The 26,863-nt window shown below is 71.0% G+C and carries 26 protein-coding genes; 18 read left to right on the forward strand and 8 right to left on the reverse strand.

Features of this window, described 5'->3' with window-relative positions:
• Nucleotides 1–17: 17 nt before the first annotated feature.
• The gene (locus QRN19_RS11620; protein WP_285027118.1) at nucleotides 18–443 is read left to right on the forward strand and encodes a cupin domain-containing protein; all 426 of its coding nucleotides are present in this window, start codon (nucleotides 18–20) and stop codon (nucleotides 441–443) included.
• Between the two features lie 14 nt (nucleotides 444–457).
• On the opposite strand, the gene QRN19_RS11625 is transcribed toward QRN19_RS11620, so the two are convergent.
• Nucleotides 458–2,263, reverse strand: a complete 1,806-nt coding sequence (locus QRN19_RS11625) for a GAF domain-containing protein (RefSeq protein WP_285027119.1) — start codon at nucleotides 2,261–2,263, stop codon at nucleotides 458–460.
• A 202-nt stretch (nucleotides 2,264–2,465) separates the two neighbouring features.
• Between QRN19_RS11625 and QRN19_RS11630 the strand changes: the two genes are divergently transcribed.
• The 7 genes from QRN19_RS11630 to QRN19_RS11660 all read left to right on the forward strand — a co-directional run bounded on the left by QRN19_RS11630 (nucleotide 2,466) and on the right by QRN19_RS11660 (nucleotide 11,010).
• The gene (locus QRN19_RS11630; RefSeq protein WP_285027120.1) at nucleotides 2,466–3,740 is read left to right on the forward strand and encodes a hydroxymethylglutaryl-CoA reductase, degradative; all 1,275 of its coding nucleotides are present in this window, start codon (nucleotides 2,466–2,468) and stop codon (nucleotides 3,738–3,740) included.
• Nucleotides 3,737–4,717 (forward strand): hydroxymethylglutaryl-CoA lyase, encoded by a 981-nt coding sequence (locus tag QRN19_RS11635; RefSeq protein ID WP_285027121.1) that lies wholly within the window; start codon nucleotides 3,737–3,739, stop codon nucleotides 4,715–4,717. The genes QRN19_RS11630 and QRN19_RS11635 overlap by 4 nt, the downstream gene beginning before the upstream one ends.
• A complete protein-coding gene (locus QRN19_RS11640) occupies nucleotides 4,714–5,388 on the forward strand; it encodes an FMN-binding negative transcriptional regulator (RefSeq protein ID WP_285027122.1) in 675 nt (224 codons plus the stop codon). The genes QRN19_RS11635 and QRN19_RS11640 overlap by 4 nt, the downstream gene beginning before the upstream one ends.
• Nucleotides 5,385–6,854, forward strand: a complete 1,470-nt coding sequence (locus QRN19_RS11645; RefSeq protein ID WP_285027123.1) for an amidohydrolase — start codon at nucleotides 5,385–5,387, stop codon at nucleotides 6,852–6,854. Before QRN19_RS11640 ends, QRN19_RS11645 begins: the two co-directional genes overlap by 4 nt.
• Nucleotides 6,854–8,524, forward strand: a complete 1,671-nt coding sequence (locus QRN19_RS11650; RefSeq protein ID WP_285027124.1) for an amidohydrolase — start codon at nucleotides 6,854–6,856, stop codon at nucleotides 8,522–8,524. The genes QRN19_RS11645 and QRN19_RS11650 overlap by 1 nt, the downstream gene beginning before the upstream one ends.
• On the forward strand, nucleotides 8,521–9,702 hold the full coding sequence (locus tag QRN19_RS11655) for a M20 metallopeptidase family protein (RefSeq protein ID WP_285027125.1): 1,182 nt from the start codon (nucleotides 8,521–8,523) through the stop codon (nucleotides 9,700–9,702). Before QRN19_RS11650 ends, QRN19_RS11655 begins: the two co-directional genes overlap by 4 nt.
• 123 nt (nucleotides 9,703–9,825) lie before the next feature.
• Entirely contained in the window at nucleotides 9,826–11,010 is a 1,185-nt protein-coding gene (locus QRN19_RS11660; protein ID WP_285027126.1) for a sensor histidine kinase, read from the forward strand.
• On the opposite strand, the gene QRN19_RS11665 is transcribed toward QRN19_RS11660, so the two are convergent.
• Nucleotides 10,999–11,544: a CGNR zinc finger domain-containing protein gene (locus QRN19_RS11665; RefSeq protein ID WP_285027127.1), complete on the reverse strand. Its 546-nt coding sequence runs from the start codon at nucleotides 11,542–11,544 to the stop codon at nucleotides 10,999–11,001. The two genes, QRN19_RS11660 and QRN19_RS11665, sit on opposite strands and share 12 nt — an antisense overlap.
• 25 nt (nucleotides 11,545–11,569) lie before the next feature.
• Between QRN19_RS11665 and QRN19_RS11670 the strand changes: the two genes are divergently transcribed.
• The gene (locus tag QRN19_RS11670) at nucleotides 11,570–11,788 is read left to right on the forward strand and encodes a hypothetical protein (protein ID WP_285027128.1); all 219 of its coding nucleotides are present in this window, start codon (nucleotides 11,570–11,572) and stop codon (nucleotides 11,786–11,788) included.
• Nucleotides 11,789–11,861: 73 nt separating this feature from the next.
• On the forward strand, nucleotides 11,862–12,326 hold the full coding sequence (locus tag QRN19_RS11675; RefSeq protein ID WP_079706065.1) for a carboxymuconolactone decarboxylase family protein: 465 nt from the start codon (nucleotides 11,862–11,864) through the stop codon (nucleotides 12,324–12,326).
• A gap of 6 nt (nucleotides 12,327–12,332) precedes the next feature.
• On the opposite strand, the gene QRN19_RS11680 is transcribed toward QRN19_RS11675, so the two are convergent.
• The gene (locus QRN19_RS11680) at nucleotides 12,333–12,518 is read right to left on the reverse strand and encodes a hypothetical protein (protein ID WP_192017873.1); all 186 of its coding nucleotides are present in this window, start codon (nucleotides 12,516–12,518) and stop codon (nucleotides 12,333–12,335) included.
• Nucleotides 12,519–12,642: 124 nt separating this feature from the next.
• Between QRN19_RS11680 and QRN19_RS11685 the strand changes: the two genes are divergently transcribed.
• From QRN19_RS11685 to QRN19_RS11695, 3 genes are read left to right on the forward strand one after another with little or no spacing between them, the layout of a single operon-like run.
• Complete coding sequence (locus tag QRN19_RS11685) at nucleotides 12,643–13,320, forward strand: response regulator transcription factor (RefSeq protein ID WP_285027129.1); 678 nt, start codon at nucleotides 12,643–12,645, stop codon at nucleotides 13,318–13,320.
• A complete protein-coding gene (locus QRN19_RS11690; protein ID WP_285027130.1) occupies nucleotides 13,313–14,671 on the forward strand; it encodes a sensor histidine kinase in 1,359 nt (452 codons plus the stop codon). The genes QRN19_RS11685 and QRN19_RS11690 overlap by 8 nt, the downstream gene beginning before the upstream one ends.
• A gap of 57 nt (nucleotides 14,672–14,728) precedes the next feature.
• On the forward strand, nucleotides 14,729–15,292 hold the full coding sequence (locus tag QRN19_RS11695; RefSeq protein WP_285027131.1) for a hypothetical protein: 564 nt from the start codon (nucleotides 14,729–14,731) through the stop codon (nucleotides 15,290–15,292).
• A gap of 84 nt (nucleotides 15,293–15,376) precedes the next feature.
• Here the strand turns inward: QRN19_RS11695 and QRN19_RS11700 are convergent, their stop codons facing one another.
• Together QRN19_RS11700 and QRN19_RS11705 are read right to left on the reverse strand one after the other, a co-directional pair.
• Entirely contained in the window at nucleotides 15,377–17,206 is a 1,830-nt protein-coding gene (locus QRN19_RS11700; protein WP_285027132.1) for a DEAD/DEAH box helicase, read from the reverse strand.
• Nucleotides 17,207–17,298: 92 nt separating this feature from the next.
• A complete protein-coding gene (locus tag QRN19_RS11705) occupies nucleotides 17,299–18,132 on the reverse strand; it encodes a DUF1206 domain-containing protein (RefSeq protein WP_285027133.1) in 834 nt (277 codons plus the stop codon).
• A gap of 116 nt (nucleotides 18,133–18,248) precedes the next feature.
• On the opposite strand from QRN19_RS11705, the gene QRN19_RS11710 reads away from it, so the two are divergent.
• From QRN19_RS11710 to ligD, 3 genes are all read left to right on the forward strand, one after another.
• A complete protein-coding gene (locus QRN19_RS11710) occupies nucleotides 18,249–19,181 on the forward strand; it encodes an alpha/beta fold hydrolase (RefSeq protein ID WP_285027134.1) in 933 nt (310 codons plus the stop codon).
• Nucleotides 19,182–19,353: 172 nt separating this feature from the next.
• Nucleotides 19,354–20,835, forward strand: coding sequence for an MFS transporter (locus tag QRN19_RS11715; protein ID WP_285027135.1), 1,482 nt, complete (start codon nucleotides 19,354–19,356; stop codon nucleotides 20,833–20,835).
• Nucleotides 20,836–20,905: 70 nt separating this feature from the next.
• Nucleotides 20,906–21,931 carry a non-homologous end-joining DNA ligase gene (ligD, locus tag QRN19_RS11720; protein ID WP_285027136.1) on the forward strand — a complete coding sequence of 342 codons (1,026 nt, stop codon included), beginning with the start codon at nucleotides 20,906–20,908 and terminating at the stop codon, nucleotides 21,929–21,931.
• A 64-nt stretch (nucleotides 21,932–21,995) separates the two neighbouring features.
• Here ligD and QRN19_RS11725 read toward each other — a convergent pair whose 3' ends face one another.
• Nucleotides 21,996–22,316 (reverse strand): Fe-S cluster assembly protein HesB, encoded by a 321-nt coding sequence (locus tag QRN19_RS11725; RefSeq protein WP_285027137.1) that lies wholly within the window; start codon nucleotides 22,314–22,316, stop codon nucleotides 21,996–21,998.
• Nucleotides 22,317–22,575: 259 nt separating this feature from the next.
• Here QRN19_RS11725 and QRN19_RS11730 point away from each other — a divergent pair, with 259 nt between their 5' ends.
• Together QRN19_RS11730 and QRN19_RS11735 are read left to right on the forward strand one after the other, a co-directional pair.
• Entirely contained in the window at nucleotides 22,576–23,619 is a 1,044-nt protein-coding gene (locus QRN19_RS11730; RefSeq protein WP_064296121.1) for an NAD(P)-dependent alcohol dehydrogenase, read from the forward strand.
• 21 nt (nucleotides 23,620–23,640) lie between these two features.
• A complete protein-coding gene (locus tag QRN19_RS11735; protein WP_285027139.1) occupies nucleotides 23,641–24,864 on the forward strand; it encodes an MFS transporter in 1,224 nt (407 codons plus the stop codon).
• On the opposite strand, the gene QRN19_RS11740 is transcribed toward QRN19_RS11735, so the two are convergent.
• Nucleotides 24,861–25,628 carry a PIG-L deacetylase family protein gene (locus QRN19_RS11740; RefSeq protein ID WP_285027140.1) on the reverse strand — a complete coding sequence of 256 codons (768 nt, stop codon included), beginning with the start codon at nucleotides 25,626–25,628 and terminating at the stop codon, nucleotides 24,861–24,863. The genes QRN19_RS11735 and QRN19_RS11740 overlap by 4 nt on opposite strands.
• Nucleotides 25,625–26,857 carry a glycosyltransferase gene (locus tag QRN19_RS11745; RefSeq protein ID WP_285027141.1) on the reverse strand — a complete coding sequence of 411 codons (1,233 nt, stop codon included), beginning with the start codon at nucleotides 26,855–26,857 and terminating at the stop codon, nucleotides 25,625–25,627. Before QRN19_RS11745 ends, QRN19_RS11740 begins: the two co-directional genes overlap by 4 nt.
• Between the last annotated feature and the right edge of the window lie 6 nt (nucleotides 26,858–26,863).

The raw sequence follows: 26,863 nt of genomic DNA on the forward strand, positions 1-26,863 counted from the left end.
CCACGAGGAGGAACCGGATGCGCGTGCAACGACTCGGCGACAACGCCCATGAGGTGGCGCTGTACGAAGGACCTGGTCGGATCGAGTTGGAGTGGTACTTCCAGCAGACCACGGCGCTTCCGTCGTCGGTCATGCGATACCGCCTCGAGCCCGGGGCGGCCGAGGGCGAACACCTCCACCTGGCGGGGGACGACGCGAGTTGTTCGCCGAACAGCTCCGACGAACTGTACGTCGTCACCGCGGGCGAACTCGTCGTGACCTCGGGTGAGCACCGGAGGCTGTTGCGATCCGGCGACGCGTTCTACGCGCCGGCCGGGCTCGTCCACGGTGTCCGCAACGAGTCCGACGCTGTGGCCGAGATGATCCTCGTCTTCGGCACGCCGACGGGGAACCCGTTCCCGCAATCGGGCGAGGAGGCCTTCTCCATGGACACGGACCGCTGAACCGGCGACCTCGCCTACCGTCCGGACTGCAACTGCTCGCGGAGCTCGTCGAGGCGGACGGCGATGCCGAGCCGGAACATGCGCTCGTCCTCGCGCCAGGACGCTCCGAGCACCTGGTCCAGCCGGTCGAGCCGCTGCAGGATGGTGTTCGTGTGGAAGTTCAGGGCGCGCGCCGTGCGGGTCGGGCTCGCGTTGTTCCGCACGAACGCACGCAGCGTCCCGAGCAGGTCGGCGTTCCGCTCCGCGTCGTAGCGCCGGACGAGTCCAATGGTGTCGCGCAGGAAGTCGGCGAGCGCCCGCGCATCGGTGTCGAAGATCGCCGAGTAGGGCAGGAAGTCGTCGGTCGATGCGGTGAGGTCCGAGAGCTCCAGCGCGGCGATGAGTCTGGCGGTACGCATCGCGCTGGTGAACGCCGAGGTGAGGGCGTCGGGGGCGGTGCGGGGGACGACGGCGACGACGGGTTGCTGGATGCTGCCGGCGATGTGTCTGCGGACGGCGTCGGCGTCCAGAGGGCGGCGGTCGGAGGAATGGGCGGCGACGACGTACCCGCGGTACTCGCCGACGAGCGCGTGATCGTCGAGTCGGCGGCTGAGCGCCCGGGCGGCGGTGGTCTGCTGGTCTCCGGGGACGGCGAGGAGGAGCAGGGAGTCGAGTTCGTGCAGATCGATGCCGAGGCGTCTGGCGCGTCGTTCGACGTCGGATCGGCGTTCGGGCACGTCGTCGAGGAGGTCGGCGATGAGTTCACTGCGGACGCGGTGGTCGGCGCCCGAGGCCGCCTCCTGCTGCAGCTCGAGGAGGGCCGCGACCTGTGCCGCGCGTTCGACGGTGCGGAGGTCCACTGCGCCGAGCTCGAAGTCGCCGTCGCCGAGGATGAGGGCACCGAAGTGCTGGCTGCCGGCGGACAGGGCGGCGACCGCTCCGACACCGGCGCTCGCGACCAGGACGCAGTGGCCCGAGCGACGGCTGTCGGCGATGGCCGCACGGGTGACGTCGTCGAGGTCGAGCATGCCGGGGGAGAGCGGGAGACCGGCTGCCGCGATCACCCGGTCCTGCGCGTCGGTCACGGCGACCGCACGGCCGAGTGCGGTGGCGAGCGTCTCCGCGACGGGTGCGAATCCGCCCCCGGCGAGGACCGCCTGGACGAGTTCCTGGTGGACGGTGTTCGCCCGATCGCGTTCGACGAGGTGGGCGGTGAGGTCCGCGAGGTTCCGCCGGCTGGCGTCCTCGGAGTCCTGCAGGTCGCGGAGGGTCTGCGTCGTCTGGAGGATCACCGAGGCATGGTCCGCGAGCGCCGCCAGGAGCGCGACCTCGTCGGGGGAGAAGTCCTTCCGGTCGCGGTTGCCGACGAAGAGGACGCCGAGGACGTCGTCGCTCGTGAGCATCGGCACGCCGAGCAGCGAGACGAGCCCCTCCGCTGCGACCGCGTCGTCGATGCCGCGCTCGTGTCGGTCGGTCGAGTAGTCGGAGTAGTCCGCGACCCACTGGGCCGTGCGCGATTCGACGACGACGCTCGCGAGTCCGCGCCCGGGAGGCACCCGGAGCGACTGGAACGACGGGCTGACGGAGCCACTCGTCTCGCGGACCCGCAACTCGTGGGTGACCGGGTCGAACTCGGACAGGTAGGCCAGATCGACGCCCATCATCTGGTGGGCGCGCTGGACGAGCCTGGCGAGCACGGCGTCGCTGTCGCGGAGCTCGGCCAGTTCGCGGGCGCTCGAGAACAGGGCTGAGAGCTCGTGCTCGCGGCGTCGCAGCCGGATCAGCTCCCGCTCGGTGTCGTGGACGGGTTCGGCGTCGACGAGGTCGGTGGCCGTTCGCACGTCGGCAGGCTCTCGCATCGGGTCTCCTGACTGGTCCCTCAGGAGTCTAAAGCGGTGGCCGTTCCAGCGGGGTGTGGGTTCCACCCACACGATCGCCGATCCGCTGAGTCATCCGCCCATCGTCGTCGACGATCACCGCTCCTAGGGTCGTCTTGACCGCAGCACCGAGGATCCGGTGTCTGCCTGTACCGAAGGGCGACCCATGCCGAGAAACAGCCGAATCCAGGGGCTGCGCGACCACACGCCGGACGAGCGGCTCGACCTCGTCGCCGAGGGGGCCGGTATCGAGGCAGCGGCGCTCGCCGCACTGCGACCCGACGCCGGCCTGTCGATCGCCCAGGCGGACCACCTCGTCGAGAACGTCGTCGGCGTCATCGCCGTCCCGGTGGGCGTCGCGACGAACTTCACCATCGACGGCGAGGACCGACTCGTCCCCATGGCGACCGAAGAGCCGAGCGTCGTCGCCGCGGCCTCCAACGCCGCCCGCATCGCGCGCATCCACGGCGGGTTCCGGACGTCGTCGTCGGGCGACGTCATGATCGCGCAGATCCAGATCCTCGACGCCGTCGACCCGCACGCCGCGCGGCTCCGCGTCCTCGAAGCCCGCGACGAACTGCTCGCCCTCGCGAACGAGCTCGACCCGATCCTCGTCTCCTTCGGCGGTGGCGCCCGGGACATCGACGTCCGGATCCTGCCGACGCGGATGGGGACGCAGGTCATCGTCCACCTCCACGTCGACGTCCGCGACGCCATGGGCGCGAACGCCGTGAACACGATGGCCGAGGCGATCGCGCCCCGCATCGCCGAGATCGCCGGATCGCGGACGCTCCTGCGGATCCTCACCAATAAGGCCGATCAGCGCATCACCCGTGCCAGGGCGGTCTTCGACGCCGACCTCCTCGGTGGCGCGCGGGTCGTCGCCGACATCGTCGCCGCGAGCGCGTTCGCCGAGGCCGACCCGTACAGGGCGGCCACGCACAACAAGGGCATCATGAACGGCATCACGGCCGTCGTCCTCGCCACGGGCAACGACACCCGGGCGGTCGAGGCCGGCTGCCACTCCCACGCCGCGCGGTCCGGTCGCTACTCGGCGCTGTCGCAGTTCGAGCAGGACGCCGACGGGAACCTCGTCGGCACGATCGAGGTCCCACTGGCCGTCGGACTCGTCGGCGGAGCGACGAAGGCACACCCGACCGCGCAGGCGGGCGTGACCCTCCTCGGCGTCGAGACGGCCCGGGAACTCGCGGCCGTCATCGCCTCGGTCGGCCTCGCCCAGAACCTGGCTGCGTGTCGGGCACTCGCCGCCGAGGGCATCCAGCGCGGTCACATGACCCTCCACGCCCGGACGATCGCGGCGAGTGCCGGCGCGACCGTGGACGAGATCGGGGCGGTCGCGGCGCGGATCGTCGCCGACCGTCGGATCCGGGTCGAGTACGCGCGCGAGGTGCTCGACGAGCTCCGGGCGACGTCGGCATGAGCGGCCTTCCGCAGCCCCGGACGGAACCGGTCGACGGTCTCCCGACGCGGGTGCGCGTGTACGAGGTGGCGCCGCGCGACGGGCTGCAGGCCGAGACGGACATCCTGCCCACGGCGGTGAAGGCGGAGCTCTGTCGGCGCCTGTACGAGGCGGGCTCGCGGGATCTCGAGGTGACGAGTTTCGTGCCGGCCACCTGGATCCCGCAGTTCGCGGATGCGGAACGGCTCGTCGCAGGGCTTGAAGTGCCGGCGGGTGCCCGGGCGGTCGGCCTCGTGCCGAACCTGCGTGGCCTGCATCGGGCGATCGACGCGGGTGTGCGGGAGGTGTCCGTGGTCGTGAGCGCGTCGGAGTCGTTCGCCAGGGCCAACCTCAACACCTCGCGCGAGGGGGCCGTCGAACGGGCCGAGGAGGTCGTCGCCGCCGCGACCGCGGAGGGCGTGCCGGTGCGCGGCTACGTGTCGATGGCGTTCGGGGACCCCTGGGAGGGTGCGGTCGATCCGGCGACGGTCGTCGAGGCCGCCGTGCGGCTGTACCGCGCCGGGTGTTCGACGGTCGCCGTCAGCGACACGATCGGGGTCGGGACGCCCGGGCTCACGACCCGGGTCGTCCGGGACGTGCTCGCCGCCGGGATCCCGGTCGAAGCGGTCGCGCTGCATCTGCACGACACCTACGGGCAGGGACTCGCCAACGTGTTCGCGGCGCTCTCGCTGGGCGTCGCCGAGTTCGACTCCTCCGTGGGTGGTCTGGGTCGCTGCCCGTACGCGAAGGGCGCCACCGGTAACCTCGCAACCGAGGACCTCGTGTGGATGCTCCACGGGCTCGGGATCGAGACCGGGCTCGACCTCGGGGCCCTCGCCGCGACGACCGCCTGGTTGGCGCGCGTCCGGGGCGTCGCAGCCCCCTCGAACGTGGCGACGGCTTTGGCGGCCGCAGCGTCCGCGGTCGACACCCCGAGCACCGCAGGAGGCGGCAGATGAGGCACACCACCGAGTACGCGCTCGAGGACGTCGAAGCGGTCCGCGCCCTGGTGCGCGATCACCCGTGGGCGACGGTGGTCAGCTTCGTCCCCGGTCGGGGGCTCGTCTCATCTCACTATCCGGTCCTGCTCGAGGAGGACGAGGACGGGATCGTGCTCCTCAGCCACGTCGGGCGACCGGATGAGCGACTGCACGAGCTCGGTCAGCATGAGGCCATGGTGATCGTCTACGGCCCCCAGGGGTACGTCTCGCCGAGCTGGTACGACACGTCGCCGGCCGTGCCGACCTGGAACTTCGCGGTCGCCCACCTGTACGGGGTGCCCGAACTGCTCTCGGACGAGGAGAATCTGCAGGTGCTCGACCGCCTCGTCGCCCACTTCGAGCGCGTGCTGCCCGAGCCGTACCTCTTGAACGGGACGATCGCCAACAGCGAGTACGCGGCACGCATCGTCCACGGCACGGTCGGATTCCGCCTGCGCGTGACCCGGTTCGAGGCCAAGGAGAAGATGAGCCAGGACAAACCGGCGGAGGTCGTCGACCGGGTCATCGCAGCGCTCGGGGAGCCGGGTCCGTACCGGAACCCGAGCCTCGCCGCCCGCATGGCTGCCCTCCACGGGCTCGACACAGGGACACCGGCACCGACCACCGACGACGGGACACGCGCACCGTGACCGTGACCGACCTCACGCTCCGGAACGCAAGGCCCTCCGGTGGCGAGCCGATCGACATCATCGTCCGCGACGGCCGGATCGCCGAGATCGGACCGGCCGGGACGGCCCCGGCGTCCGGCGAAGTCGTGGACGTCGCCGGACGCACGGTCGGACCGGGGCTCTGGGACGCGCACGTCCATATGACCCAGTGGGTGATCCAGCGGCGACGGATCGACCTGACGGACACCGCCAGCGCCGCCGACGTCCTCGCGGCCGTCCGTCGCGCGGTCGACGCCGGTGCACCCCTCACCGACGGGTTCCTCATGGGGTACGGCTTCCGCGACGGCCTGTGGACGCAGCCGGCGACGCTCGCCGCGCTGGAGGCCACCGAATCGGACGTACCCGTCGTCCTCGTCAGCGGCGACCTGCACTGTGCCTGGATGAACACGCGCGCCGCGCGACGACTCGGCTTGGACCTCGACGCGAGTGGTGTGGTCGCCGAAGCGCCGTGGATCGAGGCACTCCAGCGGATCGACCAGCACTCGGGGCTCGCCGCACGCGCCTACCGGGACGCCGCCGACGCGGCAGCCCGACGCGGTGTCGTCGGAGTCGTCGAGTTCGAGAACACCGACAACCTCGGTGAGTGGACCGAGCGGATCGCGAACGGCGCGACGAGCCTGCGGATCGAGGCCGCCGCGTGGCCCGACCGCCTGGAGTCCGTCATCGCGGCGGGACGCCGCACCGGCGATGCGATCGACCCGGCCGGACTCCTCACCATGGGGCGACTCAAAGTCGTCGTCGACGGTTCACTCAACACGAGGACCGCCTGGTGCTGGGACCCGTATCCGGGCGTCGACCCGTCGAGCCCGCACGCCTGCGGTGTCGAGAGCGTCTCGGTCGAGGAGCTCCGTCGACTGCTCGAGTGTGCGCGGGGTGCCGGGATCGAGGCGGCCGTCCACGCGATCGGCGACCGGGCCAACACCGAGGTCCTCGACACCTTCGAATCGCTCGGGATGCGCGGCGTCATCGAGCACGCCCAGCTCGTGCGCGAGCAGGACTTCGCCCGGTTCGCGAGCATCGGGCTCATCGCGAGCGTGCAGCCCGAGCACGCGATGGACGACCGGGACGTCGCCGACCGCCACTGGAGCGGCCGCACGGGTCGTGCCTTCGCGTTCGGATCCCTGCACCGCGCTGGCGTCGGCCTCCGGCTCGGCTCGGACGCTCCGGTCTCGCCACTCGACCCGTGGCAGGCGATCGCCTCCGCGACGAGCCGGAGTCGCGACGGACGCGACGCCTGGCACCCCGAGCAACGGCTTCCGCTGGACGTGGCGATGACCGCGAGCGTCCGGACGTCGATCGCGGTGGGGCAACCCGCCGACCTCGTCATCACGGACGTCGACCCGCTCCACGCCGACGCCGAGCAGCTGCGGTCGATGCCGGTCGCAGCGACCCTGCTCGGCGGCCGCTTCACCTGGCGCGCGATCTGATGGCAGCTGAGACTGAGACGGAGACCCCCACCGTGACACCGCACCCCACAGCGACGCCGACGCGCTCACAGCTCTTCACGAACGCCCGAGTGTTCACCGGGACGGACGAGACGGGCTTCGCCTCAGCGTTCCGCATCGTCGACGGCCGCTTCGACTGGGTGGGGGAGGCGTCGACGGCCGAGGGCGAACCATCGGTCGACCTCGGCGGGCGTACCGTGCTCCCCGGCCTCATCGACAGCCACACCCACCCGGCGCTCATGGCCGCCACCGCCGTCGCCGCCGAGTGCTTCCCGCCGTCGGTGGTCTCGATCGACGGCCTCGTGGAGCGGCTGCGCGAGCACCAGGCGTCGCTGACCGCGCCGAGCGCCTGGGTGCTCGGCCGCGGGTTCGACGACACGAAGTTCCCCGAGGGACGGATGCCGACCACGGCCGACCTCGACGCGGTGTCCGCAGAACGCCCCGTCCTCGTCTGGCGCTGCGACGCCCATTCCGCCGTCTGCAACACCGCGGCGCTCCGCCTCGCGGGCATCACGGCCACCACGCCCGACCCGGCCGGTGCGCGGTTCGAACGTGGACCGGACGGCGAACCGAACGGCGTCCTCACCGAGATCGCCGCGGTCGAGGCGGTCGCCAGGTTCATCCCGGTGCCGGAACGCGAGGAGCAGATCGCGTCGCTCGTGGCGATCGGCGAGGAACTGGCCTCGCGCGGGATCGTCGCCGTGTGCGACCTGCTGTCCAACCGACTGCACGACCCCCTCGACGCCTTCCGCGCCGCTGCCGCCAAGGGGCTCCGCACCCGCGTCGCCCTCTACCCGGGCTGGGATCCCTCCGCACCGCTCGCCGAGCTGACCCCGGACGATCGCGAGGGGCGGATCCGCATCGGCGGGGTGAAGGTCGTCCTCGACGGGGCCTACTCGAACCGCACCGCCTGGGTCGCCGAACCCTATCCGGAATCCTGCGACCACGGACTCCGTCTCGTCGAAGACGACGACGTCCTCGCAGCCGGCGCCTGGGCTCGCCGCAACGGCGTCCAACTCGCGGTGCACGCCATGGGTGACCGCGCGCTCGACCGCGTCGCGACCCTCTTCGAAGACCAGGAGCCCTGGCTCGACGGCATCCCGTCCGTCCGCATCGAACACGCGACCATCATCAGCGAGGAGTACGCCGAACGGCTCCGCTCCGCGCGCATGACGTTCGGGATCGCCACCCACACCGTGTTCTTCTTCGCCGAATACGACGGCTACGAGCTCGCCCTCCGCACCGAACAGGTCCCCGACGCCTACCCGATCGCCCGGTTGTTCCGCACCATCGGACCGCTCGCGCTCTCCTCCGACCGCCCGGCCACCGCCTGGAGCGGCGCCGACGACGTCATGCTCTCCGTCGAGGCCGCCGTCCGCCGCCAGGCCTACAACGGCGCCGACTTCGTCCCCGAGGAGGCCATCAGCGTCGCCCAAGCGCTCCTGCTGTACACGGGACGCGCCGGCCTGCTCTCGCCGCTCGACCGCGTCGGACGGATCGCCACGGGATACGACGGCAGCTTCGCCGTCCTCGACCGCGACGTCTTCTCCGTCCCCGCGGACGAGATCGCCACCGTCCGGGTCGCCGAGACCTGGATCCGCGGCGAGCAGGTGTACCGGCGCTCGCCGCAGGACGAGGGGGTCCGCTCATGACCGGCTTCCAGGAGGACGCGACCGCGATGCGCGACGAACTCGTGGCCGTCCGGCGCGAACTGCACCAGGCCGTCGAGATCGGCCTCGACCTGCCCGTGACCCAGGGGGTCATCCTGCGCGAACTCGCGGGACTCGGCCTGGAGATCACGACGGGGACCGGACTCTCCTCGGTCGTCGCCGTCCTCCGGGGTGGTTTCCCGGGCCCGACCGTCCTGCTCCGTGCCGACATGGACGGCCTACCGGTCACCGAGGCGACGGGGCTGCCGTTCGCGTCGACGTCCGGGGGCATGCACGCCTGCGGGCACGATCTCCACATGGCGGGTCTCCTCGGTGCCGTCCGCCTGCTCGTCGCCCGTCGCGCCGACCTCGCCGGCACGGTCGTGTTCGTGTTCCAGCCCGGGGAGGAGGGGCAGGCCGGCGCGCGGCTCATGCTCGAGGAAGGTCTGCTCGACATCGCCGGAGAGCGACCCGTCGCGGCGTACGCGCTGCACGTCGACTGCAGCACCCCACGCGGGCAGCTCGTCACGCGGAAGGGCGCGATGATGGCGAGTGCCAACGCGTTGCAGCTCACCGTCCGTGGGACGGGCGGTCACGCGGCGTTCCCGCACCTCGCCGTCGACCCGGTGCCGGTCGCCGCGCACCTCATCCTCGCCGTGCAGACCTTCGCGGCCCGGAGGCTTCCGGCCACCGACCAGGCGGTCATCTCCGTCACTCGGCTGAGGAGCGACTCGGAGGCCAGCAATGTGCTCGCCTCGGCCGTCAGCCTGGAGGCGAACATCCGCACGCTGTCGAAGGCGACGCTCGAGACGGTGCGTGAGCAGCTGCCGGAGCTGTTGACCGCGATCGCCGAGGCGCACGGCTGCACCCTCGATTCGACGTTCATCGCGTCCTATCCCGTCACCGTCAACGACCCGGAGGAGACGCGGTTCGTCCTCGGCACGCTCGACGCGCTCGTGGGACCAGACCGGGTCATCCGGCAGGAGGTGCCGTCGATGGCGTCGGAGGACTTCGCCTACATCCTCGACGAGGTCCCCGGCACGCTCGTCTTCGTCGGTGCCGCCCCCGATGAGGGCTCCGTCGCCCTGCATTCCGAACGCGCGGTGTTCGACGACGGTGTCCTGGACCTGCAGGCCGCGGTGCTCGCCGAACTCGCCTGGAGGCGCCTCCAGCTCGTGTGAGCGACGGTCGACCGTCCGGGTGGCGAGTGGCACATCTCGGACGTATCCGACAGCCAGGGCAGTGCATGTGCCCTGGATGGGTAGCATGGACACGTTCCGGATTCCGACGACGAAAGGGCGCGCGTGATCACCGCAGAGGACATCACGAGGCGCTCCGCGATCGCCGAGTACCAGGTCGTCGGTCGTCCGCCCGAGACGGACCTCGAGAGCCTCGTCCATCTCGCCGCGACCATGTGCGACGTGCCGACCGCCGTGATCAACATCATCGACGACCGGTTCCAACATCAGATCGCTGCGGTCGGGTTGGAACCGGCGAGCTGCTCGCGCGAGGACTCGATGTGCGCGGTCGTGTTCCAACAGCAGGTGCGGACGATCGTCTCGGACGCTCGTGAGGATCCTCGCTTCGCGGCGAACCCCTTCGTCACCGGTGAGCTCGCCAACGTCCGCTTCTACGCGTCGAGCCCGCTCATCACCCCCGACGGCGTCCCGATCGGCACCCTGTGCATCTTCGACGACCGGGTCCGAGAGCTGTCCCCGGAACAGGGCAGAGCCCTGGACCTCCTCGCGAGGCAGGTCGTCGACGTCCTCGAGCTGCTCCGCCTCACGCACGAGCTCGGCCAGTCCAACGAGCAGCTCGCCCAGTTCGCCGGCCAGGTGAGTCACGACCTGCGCAACCCGCTCATGGCGGTCTCCGGGTTCCTCGAGCTTGCGACCGACAGCCCGGAGATGGTGAACGCGCCGCACGCGGCGAAGGCGCTCGCGCGAGCCGAGTCGGCCGCCGACCGGATGGCGGCGATGATCACCGACCTGCTCGACTTCGCCCGGATCGGTGGCGCCCGTCCGCGACGCGTCCCGATCGAGCTCGAGCCGCTCGTGGTATCGGTGGTCGAGGACCTCGACGCGACCATCACCTCGACCGGCGCGACCGTCGAGGTCGACACCTCCCTCGCGGTGCACGGTGACGAGACGCTCCTGCGCGCCCTGCTGCAGAACCTGATCGCGAACGCCGTGAAGTTCAGTGCGGCCGCCGGAGTCGTCCCGCACGTGCTGGTGCAGGCCGAGCGGGTCTCCGCCGGGGTGCTGGTCGCGGTCGAGGACAACGGCCCCGGTGTCGCTCCGGAGCAGCGAGAGCGCGTCTTCGACCTCATGGAACGCGCGGCGGGGAGCGAGGTCGCCGGCCTCGGCATCGGCCTCTCGACCTGCCGACGCATCGTCGAGGCGCACGGTGGCCGGATCGAGATCGACGAGTCGGGGCTGGGGGGAGCGAGCGTCTGGTTCCTGTTGCCCGACGCCCGATCAGCGGGCTGAGCCGCCCGCGCGTGCGCGGTGTCTGCGGACGCCCGACCGGTTGGCGCACCGCACCGAGCAGTAGCGCTGACGGCCGTTGCGGGTGACGTCGACGACGACCCTGCGGCACGTGTCGCCGGGCTCGGTCCCCGCGGCACACCGACCGAGACGCTGCATCCCCCTCGTCGTCAGGTGGAGGGCGGTCCCGACGCTGATCACGGCGGCGAGGACCTCGGGGAGCGCCTGGTGCTCGTCGCGGTAGTGCAGGTGCCACCCCTCGCCGTCATGGTCCGTCAGCCGCGGGAACGCGGCCGCAGAAGCCATCTGGCGGTTGAGCGCGTGCGCCCTGGCCTGATCGCCGGCCGCGTCGACGACGGCCAGCCAGTCGTCGACGACCAGGCGGACGCGGGCGTGGTCATGGGCGACCTCGGCGAAGGGCATCGTCATCCCGTGCTCGCGGGTGCGGGCGACGATGCCGTCCCGGTCGTCGGGCCAGTCGTTCGCCAGCGACGCGGCCAGGAGGACGGCGTAGGAACCGTAAGGGTTGAGATGCATAACGCCATTACATCATGGTGGAGTCATGACCCTCCTCGACGCACCCCCGGAGTCCTTCGAACCGTCACCGAACGCCCTCGACGCCTGCCTCCACGCCTGGGCGACGGAGTCGGCGCACACCACCTCGGAGGGGTCGCTGCGCTACCTCCGGTGCATCGCCTGCGGCAGTCGTCGGGTGGAACTGCGACCCTACGACGACGCACCCACGGTCCCGGTCTCGCGTCGCGACATCCCGCCACGGTGACGTCCTCCCGCCACGCGCGTTAGCGTTGGACCAGTGCACGCGGGACCGCCCGCCGATCGACGAGAGGAACCCCATGAGCGCCGACGTCTGGCTCGACAAGGAATCACCCGAGGTCTATCAGGCGCTCGTGGAGACCGGACGTGCCGCGGGTCGCGCGGCACTCGACGCCGGCATCGACAAGCGGCTCATCGAGCTGATCCGGATCCGCGCCTCGCAGATCAACGGTTGCGCGTACTGCCTGCGCCTCCACGTCGCCGATGCGATCGCGCTCGGCGAGACCACGGAGCGCCTCGCCATCCTGTCCGCCTGGCGCGACAGCGAGTACTTCAGCCCGGTGGAGCAGGCCGCACTCGCGATCACCGAGGACGTCACCCTCATCGCGGACGTGCAGCACCGCCGACGCCTGCCGGACGACGACCTGTCGACGCTCACGAACGGTCAGATCGCCGCGGTCCGCTGGCTGGCGATCGTCATCAACGCCTTCAACCGCGTCTCGATCACGAGCCACTACCCGGTGCACCCGGAGCAAGCGGACTGACGGCGCTCAGTCCTTCCGGCGCTTCGCGCCACGGAACCACGCTGCGACGCGGGTGCGCAGTCCGTCGGAGTACTCGTTCGAGAGGTCGAGGGTCTCCTTGCCGAGATCGCCGCCGTTCCTGATCGACTCGAGCGCACGCAGCGCCCGGGCCTCCTGCTCGGCGGCTCGCTTCCGGCGGTCCTCATCACCCATGCGCCCAGCCTAGACGGGGGTCCACGCCGGACCGTCCCGCTTCAGCACTGCTTCAGCTTGTCCGCGCCAGACTGGGACGCGCCGCTCGACCGTCGACCGGCACGGAGCCTGGAGGTTGCACCGGATGCGGATACTCGTCGTGGACGATGAGGTGCGACTCGCCGAGGGTGTCCGGCGAGGGCTCGAAGCGGAGGGCTTCGCCGTCGACGTCGCTGCGAACGGGGTCGACGGCCTGTGGATGGCCGGCGAGCATCGTTACGACGCCATCATCCTCGACATCATGATGCCGGGCCTCAGCGGATACCGCGTCTGTCAGCAGCTCCGCGACGCGGGCGACTGGACCCCGATCCTCATGCTCACGGCGAAGGACGGCGACTGGGACCAGGTCGAAGCCCTCGACACCGGTGCCGACGACTTCCTGAGCAAACCCTTCTCCTTCGCGGTGCTCGTCGCGCGGATCCGCTCACTCGTCCGCCGTGGATCGCGGGAGCGGCCGGCGGTGCTCGAGGTCGGCGAACTGCGGCTCGACCCGGCGTCCAAGCAGGTCCACCGGGGCGACGTCCCGATCGACCTGACCTCGCGCGAGTTCGCGGTCCTCGAGTTCCTCATGCGACGCGGCGGCGAGGTGGTGTCGAAGCGTGAGGTCCTGCAGAACGTCTGGGACGACGACTTCGAGGGCGACCCCAACATCGTCGAGGTCTACGTCGGGCATCTCCGCAACAAGGTGGACCGCCCCTTCGAGCGCGCCTCGATCGAGACGGTGCGCGGGTTCGGATACCGGTTGGCGGGCGGGCGTGGCTGACGCCGGGCCGCACGAAGCGGTCGCGCCCCGGCGACGGCCGTGGCGCTCGGTCCGAGCCCGCGCGGCACTGGGATCGGTGCTCGCGGTCGGGCTCTTCCTCGGGGTCGGCTCCGTGGTGTTCGTCGGTCTGTTCTCCGCGGCGCTCCGTTCCGGCGTCGAACAGAGCGCCTCGGCCGAGGCCGAGAGCGCCTCGGCGCAGCTGGTCGCGGCGGACGCGACGACGCTGCCCGAGGACGACGGTCGACTCCTGGTCCTCGTCGAGGACGGCCGTGTCGTGGACCGGACGGACGACGAGATCGAGCTTCCGACGCCGGTCCCGGACGGTGACGTGTTCGTCTCGGTCGTCGACGACGAGCCGGTGCTGTTCGCCAGTGAGGACGTCGACGTCGACGGGCGTGACCTGGTCGTCCTCGCGGGCCGCTCCCTCGAGGAGACCGACGACGCCGTCGGACTCGTGTCGATGCTCCTCCTCATCGCGGTGCCCGTGCTCGTCGCCCTCGTCGGCGGACTGACCTGGCTGCTCGTCGGCCGCGCGTTGGCGCCGGTGGAGCGGATCCGCCGTGAGGTCTCGGAGCTCGGGGCGGGCGAACTGCACCGACGGATCGAGCTCCCCGGCACCGGCGACGAGATCGGTCGCCTCGCCGGGACGATGAACGGCATGCTCGAGCGGCTCGAGGACGCCCAGACCGCGCAGCGGCGGTTCGTGTCGGACGCCTCGCACGAGCTCCGTTCACCCCTTGCGGTGATCAGGCAGTACGCCGAGGTGGCGGCGCTCCACCCGGACCGGGTCGACCCGGCCGAGCTGTCCGCGACGGTCCTCGAGGAGGGCGCCAGGATGCAGGGGCTCGTCGAGTCGCTCCTCCTCCTCGCGAAGCTCGATGAAGGGGCGACGGGCACCGCGCGGCGCACGGTCGACGTCGACGACCTCCTGTTGGCGGAGGCTGCTCGCCTCCGATCCGCAGGCGGACTGCGTGTCGAGTCCGCGGCCGTCGCGGCGGCGAGGGTCGACGGCGACGACGTCCTGCTCGCCCGGGTGGTGCGGAACCTCGTCGACAACGCCGTCCGGCACGCGCGATCCGTGGTCCGGCTCGGATCCGCCGCCGACGGCCGGTTCGTCAGGATCTCCGTGGAGGACGACGGCCCCGGTGTGCCGGTCGAGGACCGTTCACACGTGTTCGAACGGTTCGTCCGCCTCGACGAGAGCCGTTCGCGCGACGCCGGCGGGTCGGGCCTCGGCCTGGCGATCGCGGCCGACGTCGTGCGGCTGCACGGTGGGTCGATCGAACTCGGCGACAGCGCGCTCGGCGGGGCGGCGTTCATCGTCACGCTCCCGGCGTCGTCCGCTTCCTGAACGCGGTTTCAGCTCGCTTCAGGACCGCTTCAGCGCCCTTCGGACAGTCTGGGGCACATGAACGAGCACACCGCCTCCCAGCCCACCGACCCCACGCAGCCCACCGCAGCCACCGAGCGCATCGAGCCCATCGAGCGCGTCGAGGCGACCGATCACACCGCCATCCCCGCGACCCCGGCGACCACGGCGAAGCCGGCCTTCTGGCGCCGGAAGCCCGTGTGGATCACCGCGATCGTCGTCGGCGCCCTCGCCCTCGGCGGAGCCGGTGCCGCCTACGCGGTGGACGAGTTCGGAGACGCCGACGACGATCGTGTCGCAGCGGCCTCCAGCACCGATCGCGACGGCGGCACCGCGATCGACGATGGTGACACCACAGCGGCCACCGACGACCGCGACACCCGTGACGCCGACGACGTGCCGCTCACCGACGCCGAGTTCGACGCGGCCTCGAAGGCTGCGCTCGCCGAGGCGAAGGGTGGCACCGTGACCGACGTCGACCGCAGCGACGACCCGGGCGAGGCGTTCGAGGTCGACGTCCTCCTCGAGAACGGCGACGAGCTCGAGGTGGCGCTCGACGCGGACTACGCCGTGGTCACGAGCGTGCTCGACCCGCGCGACTGACGGACGCACCCCGCCGGGTGCGGAACGACGAGGGCCGGACGGATTCCCAGGATTCCGTCCGGCTCTCGTCGTGTGTGTGGCGTGCTAGGAACGCGGCTTGCGGTCGTACGAGCCGCCGCCCGTGCCGCCCTCGTCGTCGCGCCGGCGGGCCGGGCCGCCGCGGTCGGGACGGAGCTCGATGAGCTTGCCGCTGATGCGGGTGTTCTCGAGACGGTCGAAGACGTCGTTGCCGAGGCTCGCGGGGAGCTCGACGATCGAGAAGTCCGGCTTGATCTGGATCGCGCCGAAGTCCTCGCGCTTCAGGCCGCCCTCGTTCGCGAGCGCGCCCACGATCTGACGCGGGTCGACCTTCTGGCGACGACCCACCGCGATGCGGTACGGGGCCATCGGTCCGCTGGACGGACGGCTGCGACGCTCGGGACGGTCGCCCTGATCGCCACGGTCGCCGCGGTCGAAGCGCGAGCCGCGGTCACCGGAGTCGCGACGGTCGCGACCGGCGCGGTCGTTGCCACGGTTGGTGCTGTCGAACTCCTCGCGGCGGCGGCGCTCGTCCTCAGCCGAGAGGAGCAGCGGCGTCTCGCCCTGGGAGACGACGGCCAGGGCCGCGGCGACATCGGCCTCGGGGACGTCGTGGTGGGAGACGTAGTGGCCGATGATCTCGCGGAAGCGCTCGATGCGGTCGGTCTGGCCGAGTGCCTCGGTGATCGCGTCGTCGAAGCGGGTGAGGCGCGTGGCGTTGACGTCGTCGACGCTCGGCAGCTGCATCTGCGTGAGCGGCTGACGGGTGGCCCGCTCGATGGCCTTCAGCAGGTGGCGCTCGCGCGGCGTGACGAAGCTGATCGCGTCACCCGTGCGTCCGGCGCGGCCGGTGCGGCCGATGCGGTGCACGTAGGACTCGGTGTCGACGGGGATGTCGTAGTTGACGACGTGGCTGATGCGCTCGACGTCGAGACCGCGCGCGGCGACGTCGGTCGCGACGAGGATGTCGAGCTTGCCGGCCTTCAGCTGGTTGACGGTCCGCTCGCGCTGCACCTGGGCGACATCGCCGTTGATGGCGGCCGCGGAGTAGCCGCGCGCCCGGAGCTTCTCCGCGAGCGTCTCGGTCTCGTTCTTCGTGCGCGTGAAGATGATCATCGCGCTGAAGTTCTCGGTCTCGAGGATGCGGGTCAGCGCGTCGACCTTCTGCGGGTACGAGACCGTGAGGTAGCGCTGCGTGATGCTGGCCGAGGTCGTGGTCTTCGTCTTGACCGTGATCTCTTCCGGGTTGTTCAGGTACTTCGCGGAGATGCGACGGATGGACGACGGCATCGTCGCGGAGAACAGTGCGACCTGCTTGTCCTTCGGGGTGTCGGCCAGGATCGTCTCGACGTCCTCGGCGAAGCCCATCTTCAGCATCTCGTCGGCCTCGTCGAGCACGAGGTACTTGAGCTCCGTGAGGTCGAGGGTCTTCTTCTCCAGGTGGTCCATGATGCGACCCGGCGTGCCGACGACGATGTGGACGCCGCGACGGAGGGCCGACAGCTGGACGCCGTAGCCCTGGCCGCCGTAGACGGGCAGGACGTGGACGCCGCGCAGGTGCGTGGCGTACTTCTCGAACGCTTCGCAGACCTGGAGGGCGAGCTCACGGGTGGGCGCGAGGACGAGCGCCTGCGGCGTCTTCTGCGTGATGTCGAGGCGGGACAGGATCGGGAGGGCGAACGCCGCCGTCTTGCCGGTGCCCGTCTGTGCGAGGCCGACGACGTCGCGTCCCTCAAGCAGCAGCGGGATGGTGGCCGCCTGGATGGCGGACGGGGTCTCGTAGCCGACGTCCTTGAGTACCTTGAGCACCGCGTCGTCGAGGCCGAGGTCGGAGAAGGTCTGCGTAGCGCCGGCGGGTTCCGCCTCGGGCTGCGTCGTGGAATCAGAAGACGTCATACTCCTAACGGTAGTCGCAACGCAAGCGTTTGCAGGACATGGTCTGGAGCCGACCCGTCCGCGTCGTCGCCCGAGGCGCTCGCCGCACCGCGCTACAGGCTGCCCCAGCGCGCCCGGGCGCCGCAGAAGAGTCCGTAGGCGATGAGCCCGACGCCGACGACGAGCAGGATGACGACACCGAAGGGGAGCGCGGCCAACGCCGAGATAGCGCCGTCCATGCCGGAGGCCTTCTCGGGGTCCTGGGTGGCGGCCGCGACGATGAAGAGGATCCCGACCGTGATGAGCGCGACGCCCTTCGCGACCCATCCGACGATCCCGAGCACGACGACGGCGCGCTTCGTCGTGCCGGTGGGCGGGTGCACGTCCTCGAGGAACTTCTGCGTGACGCCCTTGAAGACGAAGAAACCGCCGATGCCGATGACCACCAGGCCGACGGCGATGACGACGAACACGCCGCCGGGGGAGGACAGGAGCGTGGCCGTGAGGCCCTGGCTGGACTGCGAGGAGTCCTGGCTGCCACCGAGGGCGAAGGTCAACGCGGTCGAACCGACGGCGAGGTAGGCGATCGCGCGTCCGGCGGTCGAGATCCGCTTGCTCCACCGCTTGCGGGTGTCGGATTCGCGCACGAGGAATGCGGAGATCGCCGTCCAGAGACCGAGCGCGAACAGGCCGAGGGCGACGACCCAGATGATCACGATCCCGCCGGGCGTGCCTGCAAGCGTCTTCAGCGCACCCGACTGGTCCGCGTCACCGCCGCCGCCGGACCCGCCAGCACCGGCCACGGCGATCGAGATCACGATCCCGCCGATGAGCACGTGCAGCAAGCCGTTGACGGCATGTCCTGCGTGGGCGAGGGTGCGGAGGGTCGTGCTGTTCTTGGCGGTTCCAGCGGCTTGGTCTGCGGCGGCGCGTGCGTTCTCAGGCATCAGACCACGGTAGCGGCCGGGTTCCCGCCCAGCAGGGGGGTTGCGCGCCGTGCCGGTGGACGGGCGTCGTCGATCGAGCACCGATCCGAGCGGCACCCCGCTTCCGAATGACACGCATGCCCGTGAACTCCTCGCGTCCCGCCCCGTCGGACGCCTCGTCCGTGATCACCGACGATGCGACCGCGCTCGGCCTGGGACGCCTCACGGTGGACACGGACATCGGACCGGTCACCGTCCGGGCGGGTCGCGAAGCAGGCGGACCGGCAACGATCCTGCTGCACGGCGCCGCCGGCTCCTGGACCACGTGGTCGCCGCTCCTCCGAGCCGACGACGAGCGGGGCGCGGTCGTCGACGACGTCATCGCCGTGGACCTCCCGGGGTGGGGTGAATCGGCGCTTCCCACCGCCGACCCGGTGACGGTCGGAGACCTCTCCGCAGCCGTCGCGACCGTCGCCCGCTCGCTCGGCTACCGGTCGTGGCGCGTCGTCGGGCATTCGCTCGGCGGCTTCATCGCGCTCGACCTCGCGGTCCGCGAACCCGAGGCGACCATCCGGGTCGACCTCGTCTCGCCGACGGGGATCGGGGTCGTCGAGGCGATCCGCCAGCCGGTCGGTGGCGGTGTCCGGCTCCCGTGGTTCGCGGGCATGCTCCTCGGGATGCGCGTGCTGCGGGCGCTCGGAGAACGCGGGCCCCGGCTCGTCCGGGTGCTGAACCGGATCGGCCTGCTCGCACCGCTCATGTCGCCCCTGTTCGGACGCCGACGGGACCTCGACCGGTCGGTCGTCGACGCGCTCGCCGCCGACGTCCGGCCGGCGTCGTTCCTCCTGGCGGCCCAAGCGGCCGCCGCCTACGACCTGCACGTCTGGCGCGGCGTGCGGTGTCCCGTCCGCTGCCTGACGGGCGACCGTGACGTCTTCATCGGACCCGACGACGCAGCCGTCCTCACCGCCCTCGTCCCGGACCTCCGACTGCGCACGCAGCCGGCGACCGGGCACTTCGCGGCGGTGGAACATCCGGAGGCCGTCCTGGAGCTCCTCACCTCGGACTGATCCGCGTGGCCTCACGGGTGCAGTGACGTCGGCATCCGCTACCATGGTCCTCTGCCCGACTTCGTGGTTGGGGTGGTTGATCGTCCGCACCGTGCTGCACTCGCGCCGTGTGCCGAGCATCGATCTGGGGCTGGAAACCCCCAGCACCCACACCCTTGCACGGAGGTCCTCCTTGTCTGCATCCGCAGCCACCGCATCGCATCCCACCACAGCACCGTCCGGTTCCCCGGCCCGCCGCTGGTGGGTCCTCGTCGTCCTCGCGATGACGCAGCTCATCGTCGTCCTCGACGGCACGATCGTGAACATCGCCCTTCCTGCGGCCCAGCAGGAACTCGAGCTGTCGGACACCCAGCGTCAGTGGGTCGTCACGGCCTACGCCCTCGCGTTCGGCGCGCTGCTCCTGCTCGGTGGCCGCATCGCCGACTACTGGGGCCGGAAGCGCACCTACCTGGTCGGCATGGTCGGCTTCGGTGCCGCATCGGCCTTCGGCGGGTTCGCCCAGAGCGGGACCGAGCTCATCGTCGCCCGCGGTCTGCAGGGCGTGTTCGCCGCGCTCATGGCACCTGCCGCACTCGCGCTCCTCACCGTCACCTTCGCCCACGGACGCGATCGCAACACGGCCTTCGCCGTCTTCGGCACCGTCGCCGGTGCAGGAGCGGCCGTCGGCCTGATCCTCGGCGGCGTGCTCACCGAGTTCGTCGACTGGCGCTGGTGCCTCCTCGTCAACGTGCCGTTCGTGATCGTCGGACTCATCGCCGGCCTCATCCTCGTGACCGAGAGCAAGGCCGAGGGCGACAACCGCTACGACTGGCTCGGCGCGATCACGGTCATCCTGGGCCTCGGCTCCCTGGTCTACGGCTTCACGCTCGCCGAGGGCGGCTGGGGGAGCGCCGACACCATCGGCTTCCTCGCGCTCGGTGCGGGACTCCTCTCCCTATTCGTCTTCATCGAGATGCGTGTCGCGCAGCCCCTGCTCCCGCTGCGCATCGTGGCGGACCGGGTCCGCGGCGGTGCCTTCCTCATGCAGATGATCGTCGGCAGCGTCATGATCGGGGCCCTGCTCTACCTGACGTTCCACCTGCAGATCGTGCTCGGGTTCCCGCCGCTCGAGGCGGGCATCGCGACCCTCCCGATGACCGTCGCGATCATGATCGTCGCCCCGATCGCCACGAAGCTCCTTCCGGCCATCGGCCCGCGCCCGCTGCTCATCGTCGGTCCGCTCATCGCGGCGGCCGCCCTCGTGTACCTCAGCCGCATCACGGCCGACGGCGACTACTTCGTCCAGGTGCTGCCGGCGCTCCTCGTGCTCGGGATCGGCATGGCGATGATCTTCGTCCCGATGCAGAACCTCGCGCTGACGGGTGTCGCTCCGCACGACGCCGGTGCGGCCTCCGCCACGGCGAACGCCTCCATGCAGATCGGTGGGTCGATCGGCCTGTCGGTCTTCACCACGGTCTACGCGAGTGTCACCGACCAGGCGACGGTCACGGATCAGGCCTCGCAGCTCGTCGCGTTCACCCAGGGATACTCGGCGGCGTTCATCGCGGCTGCGGTCGGCCTCGTGATCGCGAGCGTCATCGCCATCGTCTGCATCCGCGGTCGCAAGGAGGACCTCCTGCCCTCGGGCGACCAGCAGGCCGTCCACCTGGGCTGAGCAGGACCGCTCTGCAGCGCAGGGCGCAAGCCTCCTGACAGCGGGGTGCCGCCGGCGTACGGTGTCCGACATGGCCAGCACCGCGATCGTCCTCACCGTCCCCGGACCGCACGGCGACCGCGAGGTGCGTCTCTCCAGTCCCGACCGCGTGCTCTGGGAGGAGCCCGGCGTCACGAAGCGGGAACTCGCGGAGTACCTGATCGAGGTGGCACCGGTCTTCCTCGCAGCCAACGGCGACCGACCGGTGTCCCTGCAGCGGTTCCCGGGCGGTGTGGACGGTGAGTGGTTCTTCTCGAAGAACCCGCCGAAAGGAGCACCCGAGTACGTCCGGGCGGTCGACGTCGTGTATCCGAGTGGCCGGCGGCATCCGCAACCCGTCCTCGACGAGGCCGCTGCGGTCGTCTGGGCCGCGCAGATGAACACGGTCGTGTTCCACCCATGGCCGTCACGGGCATCGGACACCGACCATCCCGACGAACTGCGGATCGACCTCGACCCGCAACCGGGAACCGACTTCGCCGACGCCGTGCGCGTTGCGGGCTCGCTGCGGGAGCTGCTGACGGAGGTCGGTCTGACGGGGTTCGTGAAGACCTCCGGCAACCGAGGTGTCCACGTGTTCGCGCCGATCGAACCGGAGCACGAGTTCCTCGACGTCAGGCACGCCGTCATCGCGGCGGCTCGGGAACTGGAGCGACGGGATCCCGACCGGGTCACGACCTCGTGGTGGAAGGAGGAGCGCGGCGAACGCATCTTCGTCGACTACAACCAGGCGAACCGCGACCGGACGATGGCCGGCGCGTACAGCCCGCGTGCGCTGGCCTCCGCGACCGTCTCGTGTCCGGTGACCTGGGACGAACTCCCCGAGATCGACCCGGGCGCCTTCACGGTGCGGACCGTCCCGGAGCGACTCCGGACGACCGGAGACCCGTGGGCCGGCATGCACGACACCGCTGGGCGCATCGACGTCCTCCTGCAGTGGTGGGAGCGGGACCTCGAGCAAGGGCTGGGCGAGCTCCCGTTCCCTCCCGACTTCCCGAAGATGCCGGGCGAACCGCCGCGGGTGCAGCCGAGTCGCGCCAAACACTCCGAGGACTGAGCCCGCCCGGACGCACGAACGCCCGGTGATCGTCGATCACCGGGCGTTCTGCTGAATCGGGGCGCTATTCGGCCTTGCCGAGGGCGAAGCGGACGCCGCCCTGCTCGTCGATCTGCGCGTCGAGGACCGCGTCGCTCAGGGCGACGGCTGCGGACTCCTCGAGGAAGACGGTCGCCCCGGCACTCTCGATGACCTGATCGGCCTCGTGCGGCGTCGCCGTCATGGTGACTTCGAAGTTGTTGTCGTCGGCGCTGCTGCTGATGCGCAGTCCGGCGCCGTGCGTGAGCGACGACGCGTCGTCCGGGACGACCAGTCCCGGGGTGAGTGGTGCGTTCTCGGCGAGGGTCTTGACGACTCGGCCGGCGTTCTCGGTCAGGGTGAGCATGTGTGTTCTCCGTTCCGTTCGCGAATACGAGTTCCCCACCTTGCTCGGGTTCGCGGCGGGATGCCACCCCGAGGCCGATCCTCTGCGGGAACTGCCAAGCAACTCTGCAGGGATTCACACCTCCGCCCCGCTCGTAGCACAGCTCGGGTGATCGTCCCTTGGGGGTTCGCCCGGTGGAGTGGGCTGCTAGCGTCGAACGTGCTGTCCGGCGCGTGCATCCCGCCCCACGGCACCCCAACACCCCAGCCCGAGGAGTCCTATGACCACCGTCGCCGCCATCATCAAGCCCACCGCCGACGCGCCTTTCGAGGTCGGCACCATCGAGCGCCGTGCGCCGCGCGCCAACGACGTCGTCATCGACGTCCACTACGCCGGCATCTGCCACAGCGACATCCACCAGGCCCGCGAGGAATGGGGCAAGGCCATCTTCCCGATGGTCCCCGGTCACGAGATCGCCGGCATCGTCACCGAGGTCGGCGACGCGGTCACCAAGCACCAGGTCGGCGACCGCGTCGGCATCGGCTGTTTCGTCGACTCCTGCCGCGAGTGCGAGAACTGCCTCGCCGGCGAGGAGCAGTTCTGCCTGAAGGGCAACGTCGCCACCTACAACGGCCGTGAGTACGACGGCGAGCCCACGTACGGCGGCTACAGCAAGCAGATCGTCGCCGACGAGAACTACGTGCTGAGCATCCCCGAGGGCATCGAGCTCGACGTCGCGGCACCCCTGCTGTGCGCCGGCATCACCACCTACTCGCCGTTGAAGCACTGGGGCGCCGGTCCCGGCAAGCAGGTCGCCATCGTCGGGATGGGTGGCCTCGGCCACATGGGCGTCAAGATCGCCCACGCCCTCGGCGCAGAGGTGACCGTGCTCAGCCAGACGACCTCGAAGGAGGAGGACGGCAAGCGCTTCGGGGCCGACCACTACTACGCGACCGGCGAAGAGGGCACCCTGAAGTCGCTCCGCGGACGCTTCGACCTCATCATCAACACGGTCTCCGCCGACCTCGACATCGACGCCTACCTGTCGACCCTCAAGCTCAACGGCTCGATGGTCTTCGTCGGACTGCCCGAGAACACGCAGCAGTTCCGGGTGTTCTCGCTCGTCGGTGGCCGCCGCTCGCTCGCCGGCTCGAACATCGGCGGCATCCGCGAGACGCAGGAGATGCTCGACTTCTGCGCCGAGCACGGCATCGGCTCGCAGATCGAGCTCATCGGTGCCGACGAGGTCGAGGGCGCCTACGACCGCGTGGTCCGCAGCGACGTCCGCTACCGCTTCGTCATCGACACGGCGACGATCGGCTGATCGCACCGATACCCTGAGAGCATGATCCGGCTCCCGTTCCGTCGTCCAGGCGGAGCGGGAGCCGTTCCTCGTGAGCCCCTCGGCCGCGAGGTCCTCGTCCTCGGCGGTGTCGCGTTCTTCGTGATGCTCGGGTTCGGTGTCGTGATCCCGGTCCTGCCCGTGTACGTACGCAGCTTCGGTGTCGGCTACCTCGAGGTCGGGGCGGTCGTATCCGTCTTCGCGCTCATGCGGCTCATCGCGAACCCGTTCGTGGGTGCGCTCGTCGATCGGATCGGCGAGCGGGTGGTGCTGGCCACCGGCATCGGGATCGTCGCGGTGTCGAGCGCGCTCGTCGGGCTCGCGGCGGACTATCCGCAGCTGCTCCTGCTCCGCGGGGTCGGAGGGATCGGGTCGGCGATGTTCTCCGTCGCTGCGATGACGCTGCTGCTGCGCACCACGCCACCGCATCGGCGTGGGCGGGCGGTCGGGTTCTACCAGGGCGGGTTCCTCGTCGGCGGCATGGCCGGACCCGCCGTCGGTGGCCTGCTCGCGACCATCTCGCTCACGGCGCCCTTCTTCTTCTACGCCGGGACCCTCGCGGTCGCCGGCATCCTCGGTCTGGTGATGCTGCGCGGCAGTCGGATGGCCGCGCCGGTCGAGACCGCCACGCAGGCCGAGCCGTTCCGCACGGTCCTCGCCGATCGCCGGTACCAGGCGGCGCTCCTCGCGAACTTCGCCAACGGGTGGGCGTCGATGGGTGTCCGAGGCGCGCTCGTGCCGGTCCTCGTCGTGGAGGCGCTCCACGAGGAGGCCGCCTGGACCGGGATCGCCTTCGCGATCGCCGCTGTCGCACAGACGCTCGCGCTCGGTCCCGCCGGCCGCTTCGTCGACACCGTCGGACGGCGACCCGCGATGCTCGTCGCGTTCCCGGTCGCGGCGGGGGCGCTGCTCGCCATGCCGTTCGTCGGCGAGCTCTGGCTGCTGGTCGTCGCCCTGTGCGTCTACGGTGTCGCGGCCGCCTTCCTCGGGACCGCTCCGGCGGCGGCCGTCGGAGACGCCGCGGGTGGCCGGGGTGGTCGGGCCGTCGCGGTCTTCCAGGCGACAGCCGACCTCGGGGCCATCGTCGGCCCGCTGGTCGCCGGCGCACTGCTGGACGCCTTCTCGTTCCCCGCGGCCTTCGGTTCCGCGGTCGTGCTCATGCTGCTCGTCCCCGTGCTCGCTGCCCGCATGCCGCGGGAGCACCGGAACCAGCCGGCGACCACTTAGCGGGACCGGAGTCGCAACCCCACCGAGGTGGTGATGTCCTCGCGCTGACCGCCGGAGTGCACGAGCTGTTCGCCGTCGACCGTCAGCTGGCTGGCATGTTCCGACAGTGCCGCGGCCACGATCGGAAGGCGGTGCTCGAGTGGGAACCACACGGCGTCGTCCCCCAGCGGTTCCAGATCGGTGCGGTGGTGCACGAGTTCCGCGAACGGCACCCCGCTCCTCCGTGCTGCGACGATCGCGGCCTCGTGCATCCGAAGGTGATCCGGGTGCCCGTACCCGCCACCGTGGTCGTAGCTGATGACCAGGTCAGGCGCGACGTGTCCGATGAGCGCGACGAGGTCGTCGGCGACGTCATCGAGTGGAGCGATTGAGAACGCGCCAGGGGAGACGTCGTCAGCGGGGCCGGCGAGTCCCTCGCGCACCCACCGCATGCCCGAGTCGACGTACTGCGTCGACGTCCCCGGCCAGGCCGCTGGCGTTTTCCCCAACCAGAACTGCTCGGCCACGCCGAGCGTCCCGCAGGCGGCGGCGAGCTCCGACTCGCGGTGGGACGCGAGTGCAGCGGTGCCGGCGAGGGACCGGAGCGGGCCGTCGACGACCTCACCGCGCTCGCCTCGCGTGGCCGTCACGAGGACGACGCGGGCGCCGCGGTCCACGAGCTCGGCGATGAGCGCACCCGAGGCGAGGGTCTCGTCGTCGGGGTGTGCGTGGGCGAACAGGACGGTGCGCCCGCTGTCGACGAGCGGGAGGAGTCCGCGGTTCACGAGGCGGAGGTCGCCGGGACGGCGACGACGGCCGGAGGGGTGTCGAGCAGGGTCCGGTAGACGTCGACGAGAGCATCTCCCGAGCGCTGCCAGTCGAACCGCTCAGCCCGACGTCGCGCTGCCGAACCGAGCTGCGCGAGCCGCTCCGGGTCGCCGAGGATGGACGAGACCGCAGCACCCCAGACCTGCGGATCCCGGGAGTCGATGACGATGCCCGTCTCACCGTCGACGACGGCCTCTCGCAGGCCACCCGAGGCGGCCACGACGGTGGGCACGCCGCTCGCCGCGGCTTCCAGGGCGACGAGACCGTACGTCTCCGAGTGGGAGGGGACGAGCACGAGCGTGCTCTCGCGGAACAGCGTGGCGAGCCCGACGCGCGACTGCGGCCCGACGAAGCGGACGTCGTCGGTGACACCGAGGTCGCGGGCGAGGGCGGCGAGTTCCTCGGCGTAGCGGTCGTAGTCGACCGAGACGTCCCCGGCGATGACGAGTTCGGGGCGGAGCTCGGGCGCGACCGCGGCGATGGTCTCGACGGCGAGGTCGAAGCCCTTCAGCGGGTGCAGGCGACCGGCGACCACCGCGGTCGGACGGCCGGAACGGGGCCCGTCGAGCGGATGGAACAGCGTCCCGTCGACACCGGGCGGCACGATCGACACCCGATCGGCGCGGGCTCCGAGCCTGGTGACCGCGGTGTCGGCCTCGGCCGCACTGATCGCGACGACCGCGTCCGACTCCGCGGCGAGCCGTGCCTCGCCGGCCAGGCGTCCGGGGGACTCGGCGCGCTCGCCGTGCGAGAGCGGCGTGGTGGACTCGGCGGCGATGCTGTGGAAGCTCTGCACGTGCGGGATCCCCAGTTCCCGCGCGAGGGGGAGTGCGGCCATGCCGGAGAACCAGTGATGGGCGTGCAGGACGTCGTATCGCGGCAGTCGGGCGAGTTCGGAGCGGAAGTCCTCGACGAACTCCTCATGCCGCCCCTTCGCGACCGGCTCGGCGGGACCGGCGTCGAGGAAGCGCAGGGTCACGCCGGGGGCGAGGGACACGGCGGACGGCTGGTCGACCGAAGAACGCCGGGTGATGACGTCGACCTCGTGGCCCGCTGCGCCCATCGCGACGGCCTGATGACGGACCACGACGTTCATCCCGCCGGCGTCACCGGAACCCGGCTCGTCACCGGGACTCGTGTGGAGCGAGATCATCGCGATGCGGAGGGGCTGGGGTTGCGAGGGCACCAGACG

Source organism: Plantibacter sp. ME-Dv--P-122b, from assembly GCF_030209375.1.
In the GTDB taxonomy this organism is placed as follows: domain Bacteria; phylum Actinomycetota; class Actinomycetes; order Actinomycetales; family Microbacteriaceae; genus Plantibacter.

What these genes read in the sequence shown, in the direction of transcription:
- QRN19_RS11635 (WP_285027121.1), top strand. Translation starts at nt 3,737, where the DNA reads ATGAGCGGCCTTCCGCAGCCCCGGACGGAACCGGTCGACGGTCTCCCG.
- QRN19_RS11695 (WP_285027131.1), top strand. Translation starts at nt 14,729, where the DNA reads ATGAACGAGCACACCGCCTCCCAGCCCACCGACCCCACGCAGCCCACC.
- QRN19_RS11710 (WP_285027134.1), top strand. Translation starts at nt 18,249, where the DNA reads ATGCCCGTGAACTCCTCGCGTCCCGCCCCGTCGGACGCCTCGTCCGTG.
- QRN19_RS11630 (WP_285027120.1), top strand. Translation starts at nt 2,466, where the DNA reads ATGCCGAGAAACAGCCGAATCCAGGGGCTGCGCGACCACACGCCGGAC.
- QRN19_RS11640 (WP_285027122.1), top strand. Translation starts at nt 4,714, where the DNA reads ATGAGGCACACCACCGAGTACGCGCTCGAGGACGTCGAAGCGGTCCGC.
- QRN19_RS11675 (WP_079706065.1), top strand. Translation starts at nt 11,862, where the DNA reads ATGAGCGCCGACGTCTGGCTCGACAAGGAATCACCCGAGGTCTATCAG.
- QRN19_RS11680 (WP_192017873.1), bottom strand. Translation starts at nt 12,518, where the DNA reads ATGGGTGATGAGGACCGCCGGAAGCGAGCCGCCGAGCAGGAGGCCCGG.
- QRN19_RS11735 (WP_285027139.1), top strand. Translation starts at nt 23,641, where the DNA reads ATGATCCGGCTCCCGTTCCGTCGTCCAGGCGGAGCGGGAGCCGTTCCT.
- QRN19_RS11730 (WP_064296121.1), top strand. Translation starts at nt 22,576, where the DNA reads ATGACCACCGTCGCCGCCATCATCAAGCCCACCGCCGACGCGCCTTTC.
- QRN19_RS11665 (WP_285027127.1), bottom strand. Translation starts at nt 11,544, where the DNA reads ATGCATCTCAACCCTTACGGTTCCTACGCCGTCCTCCTGGCCGCGTCG.
- QRN19_RS11700 (WP_285027132.1), bottom strand. Translation starts at nt 17,206, where the DNA reads ATGACGTCTTCTGATTCCACGACGCAGCCCGAGGCGGAACCCGCCGGC.
- QRN19_RS11685 (WP_285027129.1), top strand. Translation starts at nt 12,643, where the DNA reads ATGCGGATACTCGTCGTGGACGATGAGGTGCGACTCGCCGAGGGTGTC.
- QRN19_RS11670 (WP_285027128.1), top strand. Translation starts at nt 11,570, where the DNA reads ATGACCCTCCTCGACGCACCCCCGGAGTCCTTCGAACCGTCACCGAAC.
- ligD (WP_285027136.1), top strand. Translation starts at nt 20,906, where the DNA reads ATGGCCAGCACCGCGATCGTCCTCACCGTCCCCGGACCGCACGGCGAC.
- QRN19_RS11725 (WP_285027137.1), bottom strand. Translation starts at nt 22,316, where the DNA reads ATGCTCACCCTGACCGAGAACGCCGGCCGAGTCGTCAAGACCCTCGCC.
- QRN19_RS11655 (WP_285027125.1), top strand. Translation starts at nt 8,521, where the DNA reads ATGACCGGCTTCCAGGAGGACGCGACCGCGATGCGCGACGAACTCGTG.
- QRN19_RS11650 (WP_285027124.1), top strand. Translation starts at nt 6,854, where the DNA reads ATGGCAGCTGAGACTGAGACGGAGACCCCCACCGTGACACCGCACCCC.
- QRN19_RS11620 (WP_285027118.1), top strand. Translation starts at nt 18, where the DNA reads ATGCGCGTGCAACGACTCGGCGACAACGCCCATGAGGTGGCGCTGTAC.
- QRN19_RS11705 (WP_285027133.1), bottom strand. Translation starts at nt 18,132, where the DNA reads ATGCCTGAGAACGCACGCGCCGCCGCAGACCAAGCCGCTGGAACCGCC.